Origin of the sequence: uncultured Virgibacillus sp., from assembly GCF_947495635.1 — a bacterium.
GTDB classification, from domain to species: domain Bacteria; phylum Bacillota; class Bacilli; order Bacillales; family Amphibacillaceae; genus Virgibacillus; species Virgibacillus salarius.
Genome location: NZ_CANMAB010000092.1, coordinates 1 through 17,529 on the forward strand (window position 1 = coordinate 1; position 17,529 = coordinate 17,529).

Annotated in this window: 20 protein-coding genes; 12 read left to right on the top strand and 8 right to left on the bottom strand. The window is 36.4% G+C overall.

Features of this window, described 5'->3' with window-relative positions:
- Positions 1-627 precede the first annotated feature (627 nt).
- From Q1A47_RS16370 to Q1A47_RS16395, 6 genes are all read left to right on the top strand, one after another.
- On the top strand, positions 628-2,358 hold the full coding sequence (locus Q1A47_RS16370) for an ABC transporter ATP-binding protein (RefSeq protein ID WP_166530921.1): 1,731 nt from the start codon (positions 628-630) through the stop codon (positions 2,356-2,358).
- Complete coding sequence (locus tag Q1A47_RS16375; RefSeq protein ID WP_166530922.1) at positions 2,348-4,168, top strand: ABC transporter ATP-binding protein; 1,821 nt, start codon at positions 2,348-2,350, stop codon at positions 4,166-4,168. The genes Q1A47_RS16370 and Q1A47_RS16375 overlap by 11 nt, the downstream gene beginning before the upstream one ends.
- 56 nt (positions 4,169-4,224) lie before the next feature.
- Positions 4,225-4,950: an esterase family protein gene (locus tag Q1A47_RS16380; RefSeq protein ID WP_166530923.1), complete on the top strand. Its 726-nt coding sequence runs from the start codon at positions 4,225-4,227 to the stop codon at positions 4,948-4,950.
- A 153-nt stretch (positions 4,951-5,103) separates the two neighbouring features.
- Positions 5,104-5,625, top strand: coding sequence for a YjcG family protein (locus tag Q1A47_RS16385; RefSeq protein WP_166530924.1), 522 nt, complete (start codon positions 5,104-5,106; stop codon positions 5,623-5,625).
- Entirely contained in the window at positions 5,622-6,044 is a 423-nt protein-coding gene (locus Q1A47_RS16390) for a GNAT family N-acetyltransferase (RefSeq protein ID WP_121604891.1), read from the top strand. Before Q1A47_RS16385 ends, Q1A47_RS16390 begins: the two co-directional genes overlap by 4 nt.
- A 430-nt stretch (positions 6,045-6,474) precedes the next feature.
- Positions 6,475-7,182, top strand: coding sequence for a DUF421 domain-containing protein (locus Q1A47_RS16395; RefSeq protein WP_026680669.1), 708 nt, complete (start codon positions 6,475-6,477; stop codon positions 7,180-7,182).
- Positions 7,183-7,214: 32 nt separating this feature from the next.
- On the opposite strand, the gene Q1A47_RS16400 is transcribed toward Q1A47_RS16395, so the two are convergent.
- The 3 genes from Q1A47_RS16400 to Q1A47_RS16410 all read right to left on the bottom strand — a co-directional run bounded on the left by Q1A47_RS16400 (position 7,215) and on the right by Q1A47_RS16410 (position 8,186).
- Positions 7,215-7,469 carry a hypothetical protein gene (locus Q1A47_RS16400; RefSeq protein WP_034678802.1) on the bottom strand — a complete coding sequence of 85 codons (255 nt, stop codon included), beginning with the start codon at positions 7,467-7,469 and terminating at the stop codon, positions 7,215-7,217.
- A 151-nt stretch (positions 7,470-7,620) separates the two neighbouring features.
- The gene (locus tag Q1A47_RS16405) at positions 7,621-7,824 is read right to left on the bottom strand and encodes a hypothetical protein (RefSeq protein ID WP_026680668.1); all 204 of its coding nucleotides are present in this window, start codon (positions 7,822-7,824) and stop codon (positions 7,621-7,623) included.
- A 74-nt stretch (positions 7,825-7,898) separates the two neighbouring features.
- On the bottom strand, positions 7,899-8,186 hold the full coding sequence (locus Q1A47_RS16410) for a hypothetical protein (protein WP_121604890.1): 288 nt from the start codon (positions 8,184-8,186) through the stop codon (positions 7,899-7,901).
- 236 nt (positions 8,187-8,422) lie between these two features.
- Between Q1A47_RS16410 and Q1A47_RS16415 the strand changes: the two genes are divergently transcribed.
- The gene (locus tag Q1A47_RS16415; RefSeq protein WP_026680667.1) at positions 8,423-8,881 is read left to right on the top strand and encodes a CotY/CotZ family spore coat protein; all 459 of its coding nucleotides are present in this window, start codon (positions 8,423-8,425) and stop codon (positions 8,879-8,881) included.
- Between the two features lie 48 nt (positions 8,882-8,929).
- Here Q1A47_RS16415 and Q1A47_RS16420 read toward each other — a convergent pair whose 3' ends face one another.
- Positions 8,930-9,451 (bottom strand): CotO family spore coat protein, encoded by a 522-nt coding sequence (locus Q1A47_RS16420; protein WP_121604889.1) that lies wholly within the window; start codon positions 9,449-9,451, stop codon positions 8,930-8,932.
- Positions 9,452-9,796: 345 nt separating this feature from the next.
- Positions 9,797-11,179 carry a magnesium transporter gene (gene mgtE, locus Q1A47_RS16425; protein ID WP_026680665.1) on the bottom strand — a complete coding sequence of 461 codons (1,383 nt, stop codon included), beginning with the start codon at positions 11,177-11,179 and terminating at the stop codon, positions 9,797-9,799.
- A gap of 234 nt (positions 11,180-11,413) precedes the next feature.
- On the opposite strand from mgtE, the gene prpE reads away from it, so the two are divergent.
- Positions 11,414-12,154: a bis(5'-nucleosyl)-tetraphosphatase PrpE gene (gene prpE, locus Q1A47_RS16430; protein ID WP_026680664.1), complete on the top strand. Its 741-nt coding sequence runs from the start codon at positions 11,414-11,416 to the stop codon at positions 12,152-12,154.
- On the opposite strand, the gene Q1A47_RS16435 is transcribed toward prpE, so the two are convergent.
- From Q1A47_RS16435 to Q1A47_RS16445, 3 genes are read right to left on the bottom strand one after another with little or no spacing between them, the layout of a single operon-like run.
- Positions 12,138-13,019: an RluA family pseudouridine synthase gene (locus tag Q1A47_RS16435; protein ID WP_026680663.1), complete on the bottom strand. Its 882-nt coding sequence runs from the start codon at positions 13,017-13,019 to the stop codon at positions 12,138-12,140. The two genes, prpE and Q1A47_RS16435, sit on opposite strands and share 17 nt — an antisense overlap.
- 20 nt (positions 13,020-13,039) lie before the next feature.
- On the bottom strand, positions 13,040-13,900 hold the full coding sequence (locus Q1A47_RS16440) for an NAD kinase (protein WP_080668650.1): 861 nt from the start codon (positions 13,898-13,900) through the stop codon (positions 13,040-13,042).
- A 32-nt stretch (positions 13,901-13,932) separates the two neighbouring features.
- The gene (locus Q1A47_RS16445; protein ID WP_166530925.1) at positions 13,933-14,541 is read right to left on the bottom strand and encodes a GTP pyrophosphokinase family protein; all 609 of its coding nucleotides are present in this window, start codon (positions 14,539-14,541) and stop codon (positions 13,933-13,935) included.
- 141 nt (positions 14,542-14,682) lie between these two features.
- On the opposite strand from Q1A47_RS16445, the gene Q1A47_RS16450 reads away from it, so the two are divergent.
- The 4 genes from Q1A47_RS16450 to Q1A47_RS16465 all read left to right on the top strand — a co-directional run bounded on the left by Q1A47_RS16450 (position 14,683) and on the right by Q1A47_RS16465 (position 17,233).
- Complete coding sequence (locus Q1A47_RS16450; RefSeq protein ID WP_026680660.1) at positions 14,683-15,258, top strand: CYTH domain-containing protein; 576 nt, start codon at positions 14,683-14,685, stop codon at positions 15,256-15,258.
- Positions 15,259-15,458: 200 nt separating this feature from the next.
- Positions 15,459-15,839 carry a globin gene (locus Q1A47_RS16455; protein ID WP_026680659.1) on the top strand — a complete coding sequence of 127 codons (381 nt, stop codon included), beginning with the start codon at positions 15,459-15,461 and terminating at the stop codon, positions 15,837-15,839.
- 17 nt (positions 15,840-15,856) lie between these two features.
- Positions 15,857-16,750 carry a ClpXP adapter SpxH family protein gene (locus tag Q1A47_RS16460; RefSeq protein ID WP_026680658.1) on the top strand — a complete coding sequence of 298 codons (894 nt, stop codon included), beginning with the start codon at positions 15,857-15,859 and terminating at the stop codon, positions 16,748-16,750.
- Between the two features lie 303 nt (positions 16,751-17,053).
- Positions 17,054-17,233 carry a hypothetical protein gene (locus Q1A47_RS16465; RefSeq protein ID WP_080668649.1) on the top strand — a complete coding sequence of 60 codons (180 nt, stop codon included), beginning with the start codon at positions 17,054-17,056 and terminating at the stop codon, positions 17,231-17,233.
- Positions 17,234-17,529 lie beyond the last annotated feature (296 nt).

The window sequence follows — 17,529 nt, forward strand, 5'->3', positions numbered from 1 at the left end:
ATTAATTTTAAAAAATATTTTTGAGAATTCTGCAGCTCTTTGATTTTATTAAAAAAGTAATTATGAAATTGAGTCAAATAAAATAAATAGATAATTCTTCCAATCCAAACATTAATATTTGTTGAAATAACATCATATTAAGAAAATGTGAAAATCTTAATTCTGAACTCTACTTTTAAAATTTAGCTACAGCATAAATTAATACAGCCTCTTTCTTGTTTTAATAGACAATACTAATCGTATTAAAAATGAATTGAGAGTGTAGTTCAATTGCTATCAAATTTTATCATTTATATCTCTACATTTATCTTGGTATACGCTCCCTAAAAAAAGATGAATATAGTTACTCAAATTTTTCTATATAAACATGTAAATAAACTTCACGCATTCTTAGAATTAATCATTATAATCATTAAACTAATTGTATTATTCTTTATTACTTTCTTTTATTCACAATTACCTGCCACTAGCTTATAACTTTTTCAAAATTACTTCCTTTCTGAAAAACTCCATCCCCCCGTAAAAGATGATTAAACCTCCAAATTCCTTCGTCACTCGAAATAGGATGTTGGATAAAAAAATTTTTTCCATTTATAATAGTAGAAAACTGCTTTGGGGAGGGTCATCGTGAGAACAGTCTTATCTTTTTTAAAACCATATAAGCTCCCTGCTATTCTCGCCTATATGCTGATGCTAATTGAATTAGCGGTTGAGCTCTTACTTCCTTTCTTCCTGGGGAAAATGATTAACAATGGTGTGGTAAATCAAGATATTGGAAATATTGTGATGTGGGGCGGTATTATGATTGGTCTCGCATTCACTGCATTTATCGCTGGAATTATTAATTCATTTTATGCGTCCCATGTTAGCTGGGGATTTGCCCATGATATCCGAGAGAGATTATTTGCAAAGATTCAGGAATTTTCCTTTGCAAATTTGCATAATTACCCTACATCTGGTTTAATGACACGCTTTACCAATGATGTTAGGCAAATTCAGAATACTATATTTATGATATTGCGAATTATGTCCAAAGCACCTCTAATTGTTATTGGTGGTGTCACGATGGCATTTATTGTCAACGCAAAGCTTGCACTGATCTTTCTAGTGACTGTTCCAATATTAATTGGTTTTATTTTATGGGTATTAAAAATAGCCAGTCGCCTGTTTAATAATGTACAGAAAAGTATAGATAACGTCAATCGAGTCATGCAAGAAAATCTAGCAGGTATGCGATTAATTAAGGCTTTCTTCCGAAGAAACCATGAAAAAACTCGCTTTACAGAAGCAAATAAAGAGCTTGCGAGTTGCACTCGTTTCACTTTTCGTTTTGTGGAATCATCTATGCCAGTGCTACTATTCGTTATGAACTTAAGCCTTATTTTTATTATTTGGTTTGGAAACACTCAAGCCATAGCTGGGGAAACCAATGTAGGTGACGTAGTAGCAATCGTAAACTACGCCATGCGAGTAGCGATGTCTATCTCGATGTTCACCTTTATCATTATGGGTTTATCTAGGATGAAGGCCTCCACAGACCGCATCAGTGAAGTTCTTCACCTAAAGGTAGACCTAAAAGATACCAATGAATCGGATACCACCTTAAAGGTGAGTCATGGTTCTATCACGTTTCGGGACGTTTCCTTTTCTTACCCAGACAGTGACAAACAGGTGATTGATCACGTTAGCTTTACTGTGGAAGCCGGAGAGCGCCTTGCAGTGATTGGTTCAACAGGTGCAGGAAAAACATCATTATTCCAATTGATTCCTAGGTTATATGACGCCAAAACGGGACAGATAAAAATTGATCATAAGGAAATACAAGCTTATTCATTAGATCATTTACGTGGTAGCATTGGATATGTTCCACAAAGTCCACTGCTATTTACTGGTTCAATTACGGACAATATTGCTTGGGGAAAAAACGACGCAACAACTGAAGAGATTACGCAAGCCGCCAAGGATGCGCAAATACACGATACCATTATGGAATTAGATCAGCAATATGCTACACGAGTTGGACAAAAAGGGGTAAATCTATCTGGAGGGCAAAAACAGCGCATATCTATTGCTCGTGCACTCATTCGTAAGCCAAAGATCTTGATGTTAGATGATAGTACAAGTGCCCTTGATTTAACAACAGAATCACATTTACTTACTGCAATCGATAGTTATGACTGTACGACATTAATTATAACGCAAAAAATCTCTACAGCGATGCGTGCAGATCGTATTTTATTACTGGATGAAGGCAAAATGCTAGCCATTGGTTCCCATGAGAAATTACTGGAAACGTCTGAACTGTATCAACGCCTAGTAGAGTCGCAATTTGGAAAGGAGTACGCAAATGCGAAATAATCAATTAAAGCAGCCTTTTCAATATGAAAAAATCCCAATAGATACAATTCAAGTAACGAGTAATAAAAAAGCAAAAGACACGGCTGGTACAATAAAACGAATCTGGGCTTATCTTGCAAGAGAAAAAATGAAGCTTACGTTAATTATTCTGATGGTTATTGCAAGTTCTAGCCTCAGTCTACTCGGTCCTTATATGATTGGCATGGCGGTCGATGATTTTATTGTTACGAAGGAAAGTGCTGGATTAGCCACTTTGTTAATTTGGCTTGTTTTTATCTATTTATTTCATTCGCTAGCCATCTTCTTACAAAATTTTTGGATGATTGGCGTAGCCCAAAACACTGTTTACGCATTACGAGCAGATTTGTTTCATCAATTCCATCATCTGCCAATCGCCTATTTTGATAAAAGGCAGCATGGTGAATTAATGAGTAGAATTACCAATGATATTGACAATGTAAATAATACGTTAAATCAATCAGTTATCCAAATATTTTCCAGTGTCCTTACGCTAATTGGAACAATTGGCGTCATGCTATATCTCAGTCCGATATTGACAGTTGTTACAATGACAATCGTACCGGTAATGTTTATTGGCATGCGCTGGATCACAAAGCGAACTGGCCCATTATATAAACTGCAACAAAAAAACCTTGGTGAAGTAAATGGCTATGTCGAAGAGATTGTTTCTGGACAGCATATTGTCAAAACCTTTTCTCAGGAGAAACGAGTTATGCAAGAGTTTGAGACACGTAATAAGGATTTAAATAAAGCAGGATTTTGGGCACTAACGTTTTCTGGATTCATTCCGAAGGTCATGAACATGCTTAACTTCCTTAGCTTTGGGCTAATTGCTTTAATAGGTGGTATTTTAGCGATACAAGGACAAATCACTGTTGGTATCATTGTCATTTTCACAGAATATGCTCGGCAGTTCACTCGCCCGTTAAATGAATTATCTAATCAATTTAATATTCTTTTATCTGCTGTAGCTGGTGCTGAGCGAGTATTTGGAGTATTGGATGAGAAGCAGGAAGAAGCAGATGAAATTACTGCCAGAAGCATTGATCGTACGAATGGTAATATTGTCTTTGATCACGTTTCATTTGGATACGAAGAAAGCATCATTTTAAATAACATCAATTTGGAAGCAGCGTCTGGTGAGACATTTGCGCTTGTCGGGCATACAGGTGCTGGAAAAACAACCATCATTAACCTTATATCACGCTTTTATAACTATGACAAAGGAGAAATTCGTCTAGACGGTATCCCGCTTAAGAACATAAAACGATCCAGTCTAAGAAAACATATGGCTTTTGTATTGCAAGATTCCTTTCTATTTCATACAACGATACGAGAAAACATCCGCTATGGTCGACTAGAAGCAACGGATGCAGAAGTGACTCAAGCTGCTAAGGATGCAAACGCACATGATTTTATCAAAAAATTACCTAATGGCTATGATACTGTGCTTGATCAAGAAGGTAGCGGCATTAGCCAAGGACAAAAGCAGCTACTCACTATTGCTCGTGCACTACTAGCTGAGCCTTCGATTTTAATTCTTGATGAGGCAACTAGTAATATTGATACAATTACCGAACTGAAAATTCAAGATGCACTAAAACGCCTGATGAATGGTCGAACAAGCTTCGTTATAGCACATCGTTTGAACACAATACAAGAAGCGGATAAAATCATTATGTTAGAGCATGGGCAGATCATTGAACAAGGAAGTCATGAAGAACTTCTTGCCCAAAAAGGGAAATATCATCAACTATTTACTGGCCAACTATTGGAGAATGCCAACTAACTTTGTTTTACTAATTAAGACAACGGGAATATTGATACAATATAAGGGGTGGAATCATGGGAAGAAAAGGAACAATGATGGAGAAACAAATAAATAGTAAGTACTTAAACGAAATAATGACATTAAAGATATATCAGCCAGAATCATTTTCTCCACTTTACAAATACCATATTTGCATCATGCAGGATGGAAATGACTATTACCAAATGGGTAGAATAGCGACGTTAAGCGATAGACTACATGATAGTGAGGATATGACGAACACCATTTTTGTGGGAATCCATTATCAAAATAAATATGATCGTCGGGAGAAATACCATCCAAGCGGTGAACAAAATGAATCTTACACAAAATTTTTAGTAAATGAAATTGTCCCATTCTTGGATGACCTCCTCCCTACTTATCATATGGGTCAGTCTAGGACCTTGATGGGAGACTCTTTAGCTGGGACACTGGCATTTATGACCACACTTCGTTATCCGCATACGTTTGGAAATGTCATTATGCAATCCCCCTACGTGGATGAAACTGTATTACAGGCTGCGGCACAAGCTAAGCAACTTGATGCTATTGATATTTATCATACGATTGGTACCGAAGAAACAGCTGTTGATACGACAGATGGGCAACGAATGGATTTTGTCACACCGAACCGCGAACTACACAAAACCCTTCACAATATGGGAACAAGTTATACGTATCATGAGTTGGAAGCTGGCGAACATACATGGAAATACTGGCAAAGGGATATGAAACGTGCACTAGTTACTATGTTCGACTAGGAAAATTGGAAGCAACTTTTCAGATAGTGCAAAAAAATCTCTTATTTTGCCAAATTTTTTGTTATAATAAAGGGTAACTAAAAAATCCAGTATATCTAACAAACGAGTATTTACTAGTAAATAGGACGTTTGATTAAAATAGGAGGTTTTATAATGAAATATGGTATCGCTATTTTCCCAACGAAGGCCGTACAGGATGAAGCAAATTCTTATAGAAAGCGTTATGACCCGCACTATGCGTTAATTCCTCCACATATTACATTAAAAGAAGCATTTCAAGTAGATGATGATGATCAATTAGAGGAATTGGTTACTGAATTAAAGCGTATCGCAAATGAAACAAAACCATTCAAGATAAACATTAATAAAGTGAGCACCTTTGCTCCTGTAACAAACACGATATACCTAAAAGTTGAACCGATTAAAGAGCTTATTGAATTATACGAGAAGATGCAGTCAGGGAAATTCCCAAAAAATCAAGAATATGCATTCGTACCACATATTACGATTGCGCAAAAACTTTCGCATGACGAATATTCTGATGTGTTTGGTAGTCTACAAATGAAAAATATCCAAATTGAAGATGAGATTGATCGCTTCCAGCTTATGTATCAATTAGATAACGGTTCATGGACGGTTCATGACTCCTTTGTTTTCGGAAAGGAACCAGTTTGAACATAAAAGTAGTTACCTCACAAGAGGAAATAGAACAAGCCTTTTATGTGCGGACAGTTGTTTTTGTTGATGAGCAAAACGTACCTCCAGAAGAAGAATTAGATGCACATGATGAATCATCCACTCATTTCGTCGTATACGATGATGATAAGCCAATTGCAGCTAGCCGCCTTCGCTTCGTAGACAGTTATGGAAAACTAGAACGCATCTGCGTACTAAAAACGTATCGTGGAAAAGCGATTGGAAAACAACTTATTCAAGCAATGGAAGCTGTCATTCTAGAAAAAGGCTATCATAAAGCAAAGCTTAATGGTCAAACACATGCAGAAAAATTCTATCAACGATTAGGCTATAAAACCATATCTGGTGAGTTTATGGATGCTGGCATCCCTCATGTAACGATGGTGAAAGAGCTCTAACAAAAATCAAGGACAAGACAAAAAAATGAAGAAAACGAATTTCCGAACTATTATCGATTATCATATCACGATAGTAGTTCGGTTTTTTATCGTCCAGGTTGAAATAATCAATATTATGGATACACTTGCCCTTTCATCCTAGCTAGTGACTCTTTTGAAAAAAGGCATGCTTCTGAGAATCCACTCTGCCAAGTTAACTAAAGGCGTGTCCGCGGAAAGTGTCTATATTTTAGGTTGTGATGAAAGTTAAACATTATTATTTGCATTAATACACCCAGCTAAATTCCCCAATCCAAAAGTACTTGATAATAAATTATTTCTCTTTTTTGTATGTTTTCTTTACAATTCAGTAACGTCCCATTTTATCATGAATGATTTTCCCATTACAGGTTATGCTAATGGATGATATTGTTTGAAGGGGGCAGGATGAATGGATTCTTATCTGCAGATGTTAGGTGATACAATATTTGGGTTTTTATCCTTATTTGTGTTAACGAAAATTCTTGGCAAGACTCAAATTACACAGTTAACTCCCTTTGACTTTATTTCTGCCCTAATTCTTGGTGAATTAGTAGGAAATGCGTTATTTGATAAAGAAGCAGGCATTCCTGAAATTGCCTTTGTTATTACACTTTGGGGCTCGTTAATCTATGTAACAGAAGTGATCACACAGAAATTCAAACGTACGCGTCAGTTATTAGAAGGTGGGCCAGATTTTGTTATTTACAGAGGAAAATTAATTCGAGATGTGATGAAAAAAAACAGCTTGGACGTAAATCAACTACAAAGTCTACTTCGTACAAAAGATGTTTTTTCCTTACGAGAGGTGGAATTCGCATTTATGGAAACAAACGGCACCATATCGGTTATCCGTAAGCCTCCGTATCAAATGCCGAATAAGCAAGACCTGCATGTTTCCCCTCAAGAAATAAACTTGGCAACTACGTTAATTAATGACGGAGAAATTATTTATGACAACCTAAAAGAAAAAAATTTAACAGAAGATTGGCTGTATGAACAACTAAAAGAACAGGACTATGAAAAAGTCAGTGATGTATTTTATGCAGAATATATGAAGGGGCAAGAATTATTTATCCTTCCTTTCGTCAATAGAGAACATCATAAATTCGATGCTTAGCAGATAGTGAAAATGCTGAGCATCTATTTATGTTAAATAACCTTATCAACAGACTTTCCCTTTGCTGTGAGCTTAATAAAGGGTTCTGGATATACAATCGGCTTTATGCTATATCGGTCATAGCCTTGTCGATAAAACCGTTCATACTTTTTGGTTAATGCTTGATGTTTGTTATCAAGTAGTGCTTTAAATGGCTCTTCTATATAAAACATTCGTTGCTGCTTTGTCTCGACTCTCTGGTGATAATGTTGATATTGATAATGCTGAACTGGCAAAATATATCCCATCACCATCTCTCCCTTTTACTTAGTATATCATTTACCCACCCAACCGCACAAAACATTCAGATAATTAAAGAATTAATTTCGATGTTAACATTGATCTTAACCTATCCTTTAACGATACCCGTTTGGCGATAACAATATTCCTGTTTATCAATTATTCTTCCATTTTTTTCTCTAATTCTTTTATTATATCTTCTACATTGGAAATCATCTTCAAAAATTCATTGTTCCATTTTTCCATATCCTGTTCTATATTCTTAGCCTTTTTCTCTGGGAACTGTAACCACTTCTCGTTTTTTCCTAGATGCTTTTCTATATCATGAAAATGCTTCATCCATTTAGGCTCTGGTATCCTCATTATTATCCTCCACTAAGCATGATCTGACTTTAGAATAAAAAAAGCAGCTATTTATTCAGCTGCTTTATCTGAAATTAAAACCAAGAGAAATTTCTTCTATTTCCCCGATCATCATCTTTACGCTCTCTTCTATCATCTTCATCACGATCATCATGTCGCTCTTCTCTTCTGTCATGTTCATATTCCTCAGAGCTTTCACTTTCTGCTGATTCCTCTATCTCACGATGTCCACGACCGAAGAATGGATCCCTTCGATGGCGAGATGGACGTGATGGTCTTTGTGGTCGTGATGGTTCTATATGGACATTATCTGCCTTGATCACAAGATCTTTCACATGAATGACTTGTTTTCTTTCAGACATTTGCTTTCCTCCCTCTATACGTATGGTCGTTATTAGTCTATGTTAACAACACTGTCAGGTATAGTCATTCGCCCGGAATTTACCCAGAAAATATATAAATGTCCTCATTACGATGAAATGGCAAATAACCCTAAATCGAAATCAATAATTAGTGTGAGTGCCCACACAATCCTAATGATCAGACATATTCTATTAAAGACAAATGAGTCAATTATAATCGAAAGGAGAAATAATTCATGGGTTGTGGAAAAGATTTTGATACAGGCAACTGTGTATGTGATATTTTAAAGGAAATCGTAGAGGCACAAAATGATGTCATTGAGAATTGCTGTGACACAAGCTGCGAACAGTCCATTAACGATCTCTTGGGAGATACAGATAACGGCAATGGTCTAGATACAGTACCTGTCATTTTATATTGTAAAGGTACTTGTAAACCATTTAAAGGATTCGGAGCTCATCCAAGCGATATTGGTGATATAGTTGGAAGTTTCTTCTTCCGCGTTAAGAAGGTAACCGATGATTGCTGTGCAGTAATAGAACTACTAAGAGACCCACGTGATGATGATCGTGATCCAAAAGATCCAGTAGATCAAGATACAAAGCCATTATGTACAACAGGCATCTGTATGACGGTTGACTTAAGCTGCTTCTGTCATGTAACTTGCCTACCAGCAATTAATGCAATACACTAAAGAATGAATCAAAAAACTGGGGAGTTTCCCCAGTTTTTTGATGTTTTGTTAAAATCCTAATAGCTTTATGTGCTTAATATCATCTAAAGAGATTTTTGTACTTGATGACCGATTACCTACACGAACATATACATCATTTCCTTCTGAACCTGTTATTACACCTCGATAATTTCTACCTTCCGTCCTAATTTCACACTTTAGTTTCGGTGCATAGCTAGGAGAATTCACAAAATAATTAACCTTCTCTTCGATAGACATATCCTTAAACCTTTGTTTATCACCATTATTATTCAAGGATTGTTCTGTCATGTCCTCCTCCGTCATTTCCATTTTGTCTTCAACTTCGGAATCTGTGTCATTCATGTATAAGTCGCTCTCATTTTGAGATTCATTATCTTGTTCGGCAAATGCTCGGTGTCTTATCGACTTCTTTACAGTTTCCTGATGATCTGGTTTACTTTCTTTTTTCTCTTTTGGAGTAACATACATATGCTGCATGGGTACTTTTTTATCTACTTCCTTAGGCTGATGAATAAAGAGCAAAGGGTTTTTTGCATACTTCTTTCCCATTCCTCACCTCTCCTTTTATATCATTCCTCAACCCATTATATGAACCCATATCTAGAAATGTGTTGTTTAAATTTTCGTATAAGCTAATCTTAGCTTCAGGATTGTGTACCAAATGTAACCACATACTTATAGCTAAACACTGCTGTTGTCCAACTTAAAAAACACTTTTTTCACCTAGATACCTAACCACAGATGAAAAAAGTGTTTTCTATTCTGGAAAGCAATCTCTTTCTGCTTTTTCCATATGGCAGGAAAGCTGAAATCGATGTGCAAGCCAGCTCATGCAAGTATAACTGTTATAAATTCGTTCTTAACTACCTATTACATTTTTAACTGAAAGTGATGTCATGTTAAGAACCCCATAAATACAGTTGCCATTCCAAAATAAATGAGGATTGATATAATGTCATTGATAGTTGTAATAAATGGTCCTGAGGCTACTGCTGGATCAATATGCATACGTTCCATTAAGATTGGTACGAGTGCACCTGCAAGTGTAGCTACTAATAAAGTTGCTGCAATAGATATACCTACAAGTAATCCGAGATAAATACTGTCCTTCCATAAATAGATAACCAGCGTTATAACGAGACCACATACAATACCATTTATTAATCCTGTACAAGCCTCTCGCATAACGAGCTTCGCTTTTCCTTGCTTGCCATAATCACCATTTGCCAAGCCTCGGACAGCAACAGCCAGTGCCTGTGTCCCAGTATTTCCAGCCATACCTGCAATTAATGGAATAAATATCGCAAGCACTGCAACTTGATTTAATGTTTCTTCAAAACGACCAATTAAGCTAGCTGTAAACATACCTAAAAATAACAAGATAATAAGCCATGGTAATCGCTTCCGTGCTGAAACAAATGCATTATCATGGGGTTTATCCATATCAGATACCCCTGCAAGCTTAGAATAATCCTCACTTGCTTCTTCTTCCATTACATCTAAAATATCATCGACGGTTATTATACCGAGTAAATGATCTTGAAAATCAACGACTGGTAATGCAAGAAAGTCATAATCTCGCATCATCTGTGCCACTTCTTCCTGATCTTTCCCTACAGATACTGCTACGATTTTTTCACTCATAATATCTTCTATCAATGTATTTTCATTCGCTACGATTAAGTCACGTAAAGACAGAACACCTACAAGGCGCTTATCCTTATCCAATACATATAAATAGTAGATCGTTTCCGCTTCAGGAGCATCCTCCTTTAACTGCTGCATTGTTTGCTGAGCAGTATACGTTTTGTACGTTGCTACAAACTCTGTAGTCATGATACTACCAGCAGTTTTTTCTTCATAATGTAGCAATTGTTTTATTTCTTCAGCGGCTTCTTTATCCATAATAGTTAAAAAGCTAGCAACCTGATCTTTTTCTAACTCATTCAGAATATCCACTGCATTATCAGCAGACATTTCTGCTAGCACCATGGATGCAAAGCGGGGATCCATTTCGGCCATTAAAACCTGTGTATCCTCTTCGTCCATACTCTCCATAATGTCACCAATTTCCTCTGGAGATAAATACGTATATATTTGCAGACGAATCGCCTTTTCCTGTTCCATAAAAAACATAGCCTGATCATAGGGATGCATGTCTAAAAACTCGCTACGAAATCCTTCTAAATTATCATCATCCAGTGCCTGTTGTAGTTTCTCCCAATGCTGTTCATACTGTACTTCGTATTCTTTATCAAATCGATTATTGGATTCCATACGATCACATCCTTTTTATTTCCTACACTTCATTTTACCCTGTCTGTTTACAATCAAACAAAAATCACATGAAGTCATGATCCCTTATCATCATTTCTAACAATATTGAAGCAAGCTTCTGTTTGTAAATGAAATTCCGTATATATAATATGATACAATTCAAACTAAGGTAATGCGATTATTCCCGCAACATATCATATCCAAAATAACCGAACAAATCAAGGAGATTTTACAATGAAAATAGATGTAATTGGTGATGTGCATGGCTGCCTACATGAACTGGAGCATCTTTTTATCGAGCTAGGCTATTTCAAAACAAATGAAATTTATCTTCATCCACATCAACGAACTCCCATTTTTGTTGGAGATATTACCGATCGCGGTCCTAGGTCAATCGCTGTCATTCAACTCGTCTATAAGATGGCTATCGTTCATAAGAAAGCCTTATATGTACCTGGTAATCATTGTAATAAACTATACCGTTACTTTCTAGGTAATCAAGTTCAGCAACGACATGGCTTAGAAACAACTGTTGCTGAATATAAATCACTTACCAAGAAGCAACAAGAGGTTGTTCGTAAGCAATTTATGACGTTATACGAACAGGCTCCTCTCTACTTACAGCTACCAGAAGCAAACGCAATTATTGCTCATGCAGGAATTAAGGAATCCCTCATCGGAAGAACAGATAAAAAGGTAAAAACATTTGTATTATATGGTGATATCACGGGTGAAGTGCACGAAGATGGACGACCGATTCGAAAAGATTGGGCACAGTACTACGATGGTGATGAATGGATTGTATATGGACATACACCTGTTATAGAACCCAGATTAATGAAGAAAACGATTAATATCGATACTGGATGCGTATTTGGAAATAAGCTAACAGCCTTTCGACTTCCTGAGGAAAAAACGATAGCCGTTCCATCGGAACAGCCATTTGTAAAGGAAAAGTTCAGCTATTTTTCATAACAGCAGCCATGTCCACGGGAAGTTCAGAATAAAATTCCAACCATTCTTTTGTTACTGGATGCTTAAAAGAAAGCTCATTACAATGTAATGCTTGCCGGGAAATGGTGGTTGTAGCGCCTCCGTATAACGTATCTCCGAGAAGTGGATGACCATTTCCAGAGAAGTGTACACGAATTTGATGGGTACGTCCTGTTTCTAATTGAACAGAGACTAATGAATAGTGCGAAAACTCTTTCTCTACTATATAATGTGTTATTGCCGACTTTCCTTTCGTATTAATTTCTCGTTCAATAATTGATCCATCTTTTCTAGCGATCGGAGCACGAAAGGTACCATGCTTATTCTTTAGCTTCCCCTCCACCATTGCTCGATATTTCCGCGTTACTTCACCATGTTGTTGTGAATCAGCTAAAATCGAATGACTATATCGGTGCTTTGCTACGAGCATCAAACCAGATGTATCTCGGTCTAAACGTGTTACGATATGAACGGTAAAAGGTACATTCTGCTTCGCATAATGAGCTAATAAGCCATTTGCTACTGTCCCATTTGGATGATGAATGGAAGGGATAACTGCCATACCTGGTGTCTTGTTAATAACTACAATATCTTCATCCTCGTATACAATCGAGAGTTCAATCGCTTCTGGCTGCATAAGGCTACCTTTTTTTTCTTGGGGAAAGTGGACTGTCAGCCTGTCCCCCTCTTGTAATCGATAACGGACCGTTTGAGTAGTACCATTAACAAGTATACTTCCACCATCAAATTTAATGGATTTTACAATTCGTCTTGAAAATCCTTGTATGTCACGTAAGTAATCTCGAATGAGCATATCCTGATGTACGTTCTTTATTTTCCATTCCATGACTTCGCTTCTCTTTCTAATTAATGATTATCATCAGCTACGAAGGAATCCCTGACTCTATTCCAAAATGGAAATTGGCGGAACCTCGCAAATCTAATTCGTTCTTCTGCCACTCGGCACTGGATCGATTTTACATTCGTATAATTCGTTGTAAAATGATCGATAGCAATTAAAAAACTTCGATCTACTATCGGCTTTAGTAAACATGTGTGGTGTTTGGGTAGAATAAGTGGTGATCCAATAGTTCGGAATACACGATTATTGATGGATGCCATCTCCGTTAACTGGATTGCATCAAGCGAAGGATGAATTATCCCACCCCCCAGTGCTTTATTATATGCCGTACTGCCTGACGGAGTAGAGACACATAAGCCATCACCACGGAAGGTTTCAAAATGCTCCCCTTTAATTTCTACATCAAATACAACAGAGCCATCAGCAGTTTTTATCGTTGCTTCGTTTAATGCTAAAAACCGATCTTCACTCCCACCGGTCTTAGCACGAATGATCACTTCAAGGAGAGGATATTCAACAACCTGAAACGGCGTTTTAGCTATTTCAATAATTAATTTTTCCACTTCATCAGGTACCCAGTCTGCATAGAAGCCTAAATGTCCGGTATGAACACCGATAAAAGCAATTGAACCTAAACGATGAACGTACGTATGGAAAGCTTCTAAAAAGGTCCCATCTCCACCTACTGAAATAACAAGGTCTGGCTCATTTGCATTATATTCTAATTCGAAATCTGTTAAATACTGTGTCATTGTACCTTTAATTTGTTCGGAGCGCGCATCTCCTTTTGACACAATTGCGAATTTCATTTCAACATCCCTCTTCCTTGATGTATGTAGTTTAAATTCATATGTAAATTTTACTATTCTAGTTTGACTTGAACAAGGAGTGTGTTTACTTACTTTCGATGAAACATTCGCTGTGCTTCTTGAACTTCATGCTTGATCATAGACATTTCCTCATCCAGTTTAAAAGCTGCCTCTGCCGCCTTTTGTAATCTCTCCTTAATTTCTGAAGGTATACTTCCCTTATATTTATAATTCAAAGAATGTTCATTTGTAGCCCAAAAGTTCATGGCCAATGTTCGAATTTGGATTTCTGCGAGTAACTTTTTCATTCCATCAATTGTTTCCACAGGGTATTCAATAATTAGATGATACGATCGATAACCACTTTCTTTTTTTGCAGATATGTAGTCCTTCTCTTCAATAATCGTTAAGTCTTTTCTTGCTCGAATCATTTCTACAACGGTATAGATATCATCTACAAATTGACAAACCACTCGTACACCAGCGATATCTTGAATTTCTCTTTCTATATGCTCTAATGGGATTTTTCTATTTTCCGCTTTTTCTAGGATGCTAGGGATTGGTTTTACCCTGCCAGTTATAAATTCAATTGGTGAATGTCTGGAATCATATTCAAATTGTTTACGAATCCCTTTTAATTTAACCTTTAATTCTTCAACAACCTGCGTATATGGAGCAAGCATTGTTTTCCAATTCACATGCAACACCACCTAATTGTTTATCACAAATATTAAGCCTCTATTATTGTATCACAGAATTGATCAATGACTAATCTTTGCAAAATTGTAGCAAATTGGCGATAATCAATAATAGCTTATTTTTTCACGTGGAGGGTAACTATGGCACAAGAAATAGAGATTGAATTTAAAAATTTATTAACCCAACAAGAGTACCACCGCTTATTAAGTCAAATACCATTTCCTGCTTATAGTGACACACAGACCAACTACTATTTTGAAACAAAGGATCTTGCATTGCAACAGTTAGGATGTGCTCTACGCATTCGAGAAAAAAATGGTTTCTATCGTTTAACGCTTAAAGAACCACACGCGCAAGGGTTACTAGAAACACATGACTTTATAACAAAAGAAGAGGCAGAAGCATGTTTTAGAGGAAAGATGATAGAAAAACCTGAAACATCTGCACAATTACATGAATTAGGAATTTCACTATCATCTCTTAGTTATTTTGGCAGTTTGAAAACAGAACGAAGAGAAGTACAGAAAGAGGACATTTTGCTAGTACTTGATTATAGCACGTATAATGGAACATCGGATTATGAGCTAGAACTAGAGGCAACATCTACTAAAAATGGACTAGCGAAATTTAATGAACTGCTGACTTCCTATCGAATTCCCAAAAGAGATACACCAAATAAAATCAAGCGTTTTTTCTCAACATTAAATACTATGTAGAATAGTGATTCATTCTAGACTAAAAAGAGTTATTTGCCATGTCCTTGAATAGAATAGAATACAAACAAAAAGCTCGTTTTTAGTTTTCTGCTATTATTAACCAATTATGGGTCCATTCACCTAGCCATTCTAATCAGATTATTTGCCCACTTCCCATTCCGTTGCTACAATAAATAGAAACAAATAAGGGGAAAATGAGAATGAAACAACCTGGAACCATTTTTGAAGCAATAGGTGGCTTTGCTTCTGTTGATCGGCTTGTGCAAGCTTTTTATGCACGTGTTGGAAAGCATCCAGATTTAATTCCAATCTTTCCAGAAGATTTAACAGAAACAATCCATAAACAAAAACTTTTCCTTACCCAATTTTTGGGTGGACCATCATTGTATGCTGAAGAGCGTGGTCACCCAATGTTACGTAGAAGACATCTACCTTTTGAGATTACGCCTACCCGCAGAGATGCTTGGCTTGATTGTATGGCACATGCACTAGAAGAAGCAGAAATAGCTGAACCCTATCGCACAGCTATATTTGAAAAATTAACCTTAACTGCAAACCACATGATGAACACGCCAGAATAGGAGAAAGGAGAATAGATGTGAGTTGGGATCATTCTGGAGTTACATCCTCCTATCAATCAAACACATCGGAGCAATATAGCTTTTTTGATTTTGTTCAGAAGCCAATTGAAATCTATGTTTTTGTTGATCCACTTTGTCCTGAGTGCTGGGCTTTAGAGCCATTTTTAAAAAAGCTGTCTATGGAATACGGCCGTTTTTTCACTATACGTCCAATTATTAGTGGACACCTAAATACATTGAATAAAGACCAATTTGACCGTCCTAGAAAAATAAAAGATATATGGGAAAAAACAGCGAAACGGACTGGTATGTGTTGTGATGGGGACCTATGGACTGAAAATCCGATCCCTTATCCGTGGATTGCATCCTTAGCCATCAAAGCTGCTGAATTACAAGGGAAAAAAGCAGGTCGTATTTTTCTTCGTAAAATTCAAGAGAGTGCATTTTTATATAAACAAGATATATCAGACGAAGAAGTGCTTTATGCATGTGCAAAAGCAGCAAATTTGGATACAGATGAATTCAGAAACGATTTGTACTCATCATCAGCTAAGAAGGCTTTTCAATGTGATTTAAAGTTAACGCAAGAAATGGAAGTTGATTTTATTCCAACGATTGTTTTCTTTAATCAAGTTACAGAGGAACAAGGGATTAAAATATCAGGTCTCTACCCTTATGAAATTTATGTTCGAATTCTTAGAGAGATTTTGCAGAAAGAGCCAATCCCTTCGGAAAAGCCGCCATTGGAAAGTTTTCTTTCCTTCTATAAAACAGTTGGAACAAAAGAGATTGCCGTGGTCTATGATTGGTCCATGGCCAAAGCGGAAAGAGAAATGAAGAAGTTACAGCTTAAGCAGAGAGTAGTTCGAGTCCCTGTGAAATATGGTGATTTTTGGAAATATGATGATTAATCAACAATCTTTTATAAGACTTTTTTAACCTAATGTCATTATTCATTATTATTTATATATAAAAAAAGGCTATACGGGGCAGCGTATAGCCTTTTTTCTCTTTGTAATAACAAAGGGGGATGGGAGAAAGTTTCATGATCAAACAAAGGGGTTTTGTTTGTATTTAACTTACAATATAAATATACCAAGTAACTTTACACCTTTCAAGTAGTATGTTCATGATTTCACAAAAATGTCACTTCTAAATGATCTCCTCACTACATACGATTTACAAGCGTAAAAAAATTACATAGAGGTGATAGGATGAAACAATTTATTCAGCCACTTCTCTTTTTATTATTAACAGCTGTCGCTTTCTTTTTAAATATTCTCGGTCTAATGCAAGTTATCCCGCTATATATTACTTTACCAATCTTATTCCTAGCAATTTATTTAACCATATATTCCTTCGCAAATAGACGCGTATATAGGGGAATGCGATAACCTTTATCTAACACACTTGTTAGTGAATCCGTACATTCAAGAAAAAATCCGTTATCTGACATTCGAAAAAATGCTTATGTTCGACTATGAGCAAAGTCCCCCTCCTTTCATCAACGTCTCCATAGGAAAGCAAAAGCATGAGCCTAGAACCCTAGCAACAGCTAAAGCTCCTACGTGAACGTTTTTACTTTACAAGAAGAAGGTGCCTGCAATTTTCATTATTAAGAAAAACTGAGCAAAATTCGCTCAGTCCTTATCACTAAATGCTCAGATTTACGCTTTCTCTAGTAGCTATT

Excerpts from the sequence above, each read along its gene's own strand:
- Q1A47_RS16375 (WP_166530922.1), top strand. The coding sequence starts at position 2,348 with ATGCGAAATAATCAATTAAAGCAGCCTTTTCAATATGAAAAAATCCCA.
- Q1A47_RS16380 (WP_166530923.1), top strand. The coding sequence starts at position 4,225 with ATGGGAAGAAAAGGAACAATGATGGAGAAACAAATAAATAGTAAGTAC.
- Q1A47_RS16385 (WP_166530924.1), top strand. The coding sequence starts at position 5,104 with ATGAAATATGGTATCGCTATTTTCCCAACGAAGGCCGTACAGGATGAA.
- Q1A47_RS16395 (WP_026680669.1), top strand. The coding sequence starts at position 6,475 with ATGGATTCTTATCTGCAGATGTTAGGTGATACAATATTTGGGTTTTTA.
- Q1A47_RS16400 (WP_034678802.1), bottom strand. The coding sequence starts at position 7,469 with ATGGGATATATTTTGCCAGTTCAGCATTATCAATATCAACATTATCAC.
- Q1A47_RS16405 (WP_026680668.1), bottom strand. The coding sequence starts at position 7,824 with ATGAGGATACCAGAGCCTAAATGGATGAAGCATTTTCATGATATAGAA.
- Q1A47_RS16410 (WP_121604890.1), bottom strand. The coding sequence starts at position 8,186 with ATGTCTGAAAGAAAACAAGTCATTCATGTGAAAGATCTTGTGATCAAG.
- Q1A47_RS16415 (WP_026680667.1), top strand. The coding sequence starts at position 8,423 with ATGGGTTGTGGAAAAGATTTTGATACAGGCAACTGTGTATGTGATATT.
- Q1A47_RS16420 (WP_121604889.1), bottom strand. The coding sequence starts at position 9,451 with ATGGGAAAGAAGTATGCAAAAAACCCTTTGCTCTTTATTCATCAGCCT.
- mgtE (WP_026680665.1), bottom strand. The coding sequence starts at position 11,179 with ATGGAATCCAATAATCGATTTGATAAAGAATACGAAGTACAGTATGAA.
- prpE (WP_026680664.1), top strand. The coding sequence starts at position 11,414 with ATGAAAATAGATGTAATTGGTGATGTGCATGGCTGCCTACATGAACTG.
- Q1A47_RS16435 (WP_026680663.1), bottom strand. The coding sequence starts at position 13,019 with ATGGAATGGAAAATAAAGAACGTACATCAGGATATGCTCATTCGAGAT.
- Q1A47_RS16450 (WP_026680660.1), top strand. The coding sequence starts at position 14,683 with ATGGCACAAGAAATAGAGATTGAATTTAAAAATTTATTAACCCAACAA.
- Q1A47_RS16455 (WP_026680659.1), top strand. The coding sequence starts at position 15,459 with ATGAAACAACCTGGAACCATTTTTGAAGCAATAGGTGGCTTTGCTTCT.
- Q1A47_RS16465 (WP_080668649.1), top strand. The coding sequence starts at position 17,054 with ATGAAACAATTTATTCAGCCACTTCTCTTTTTATTATTAACAGCTGTC.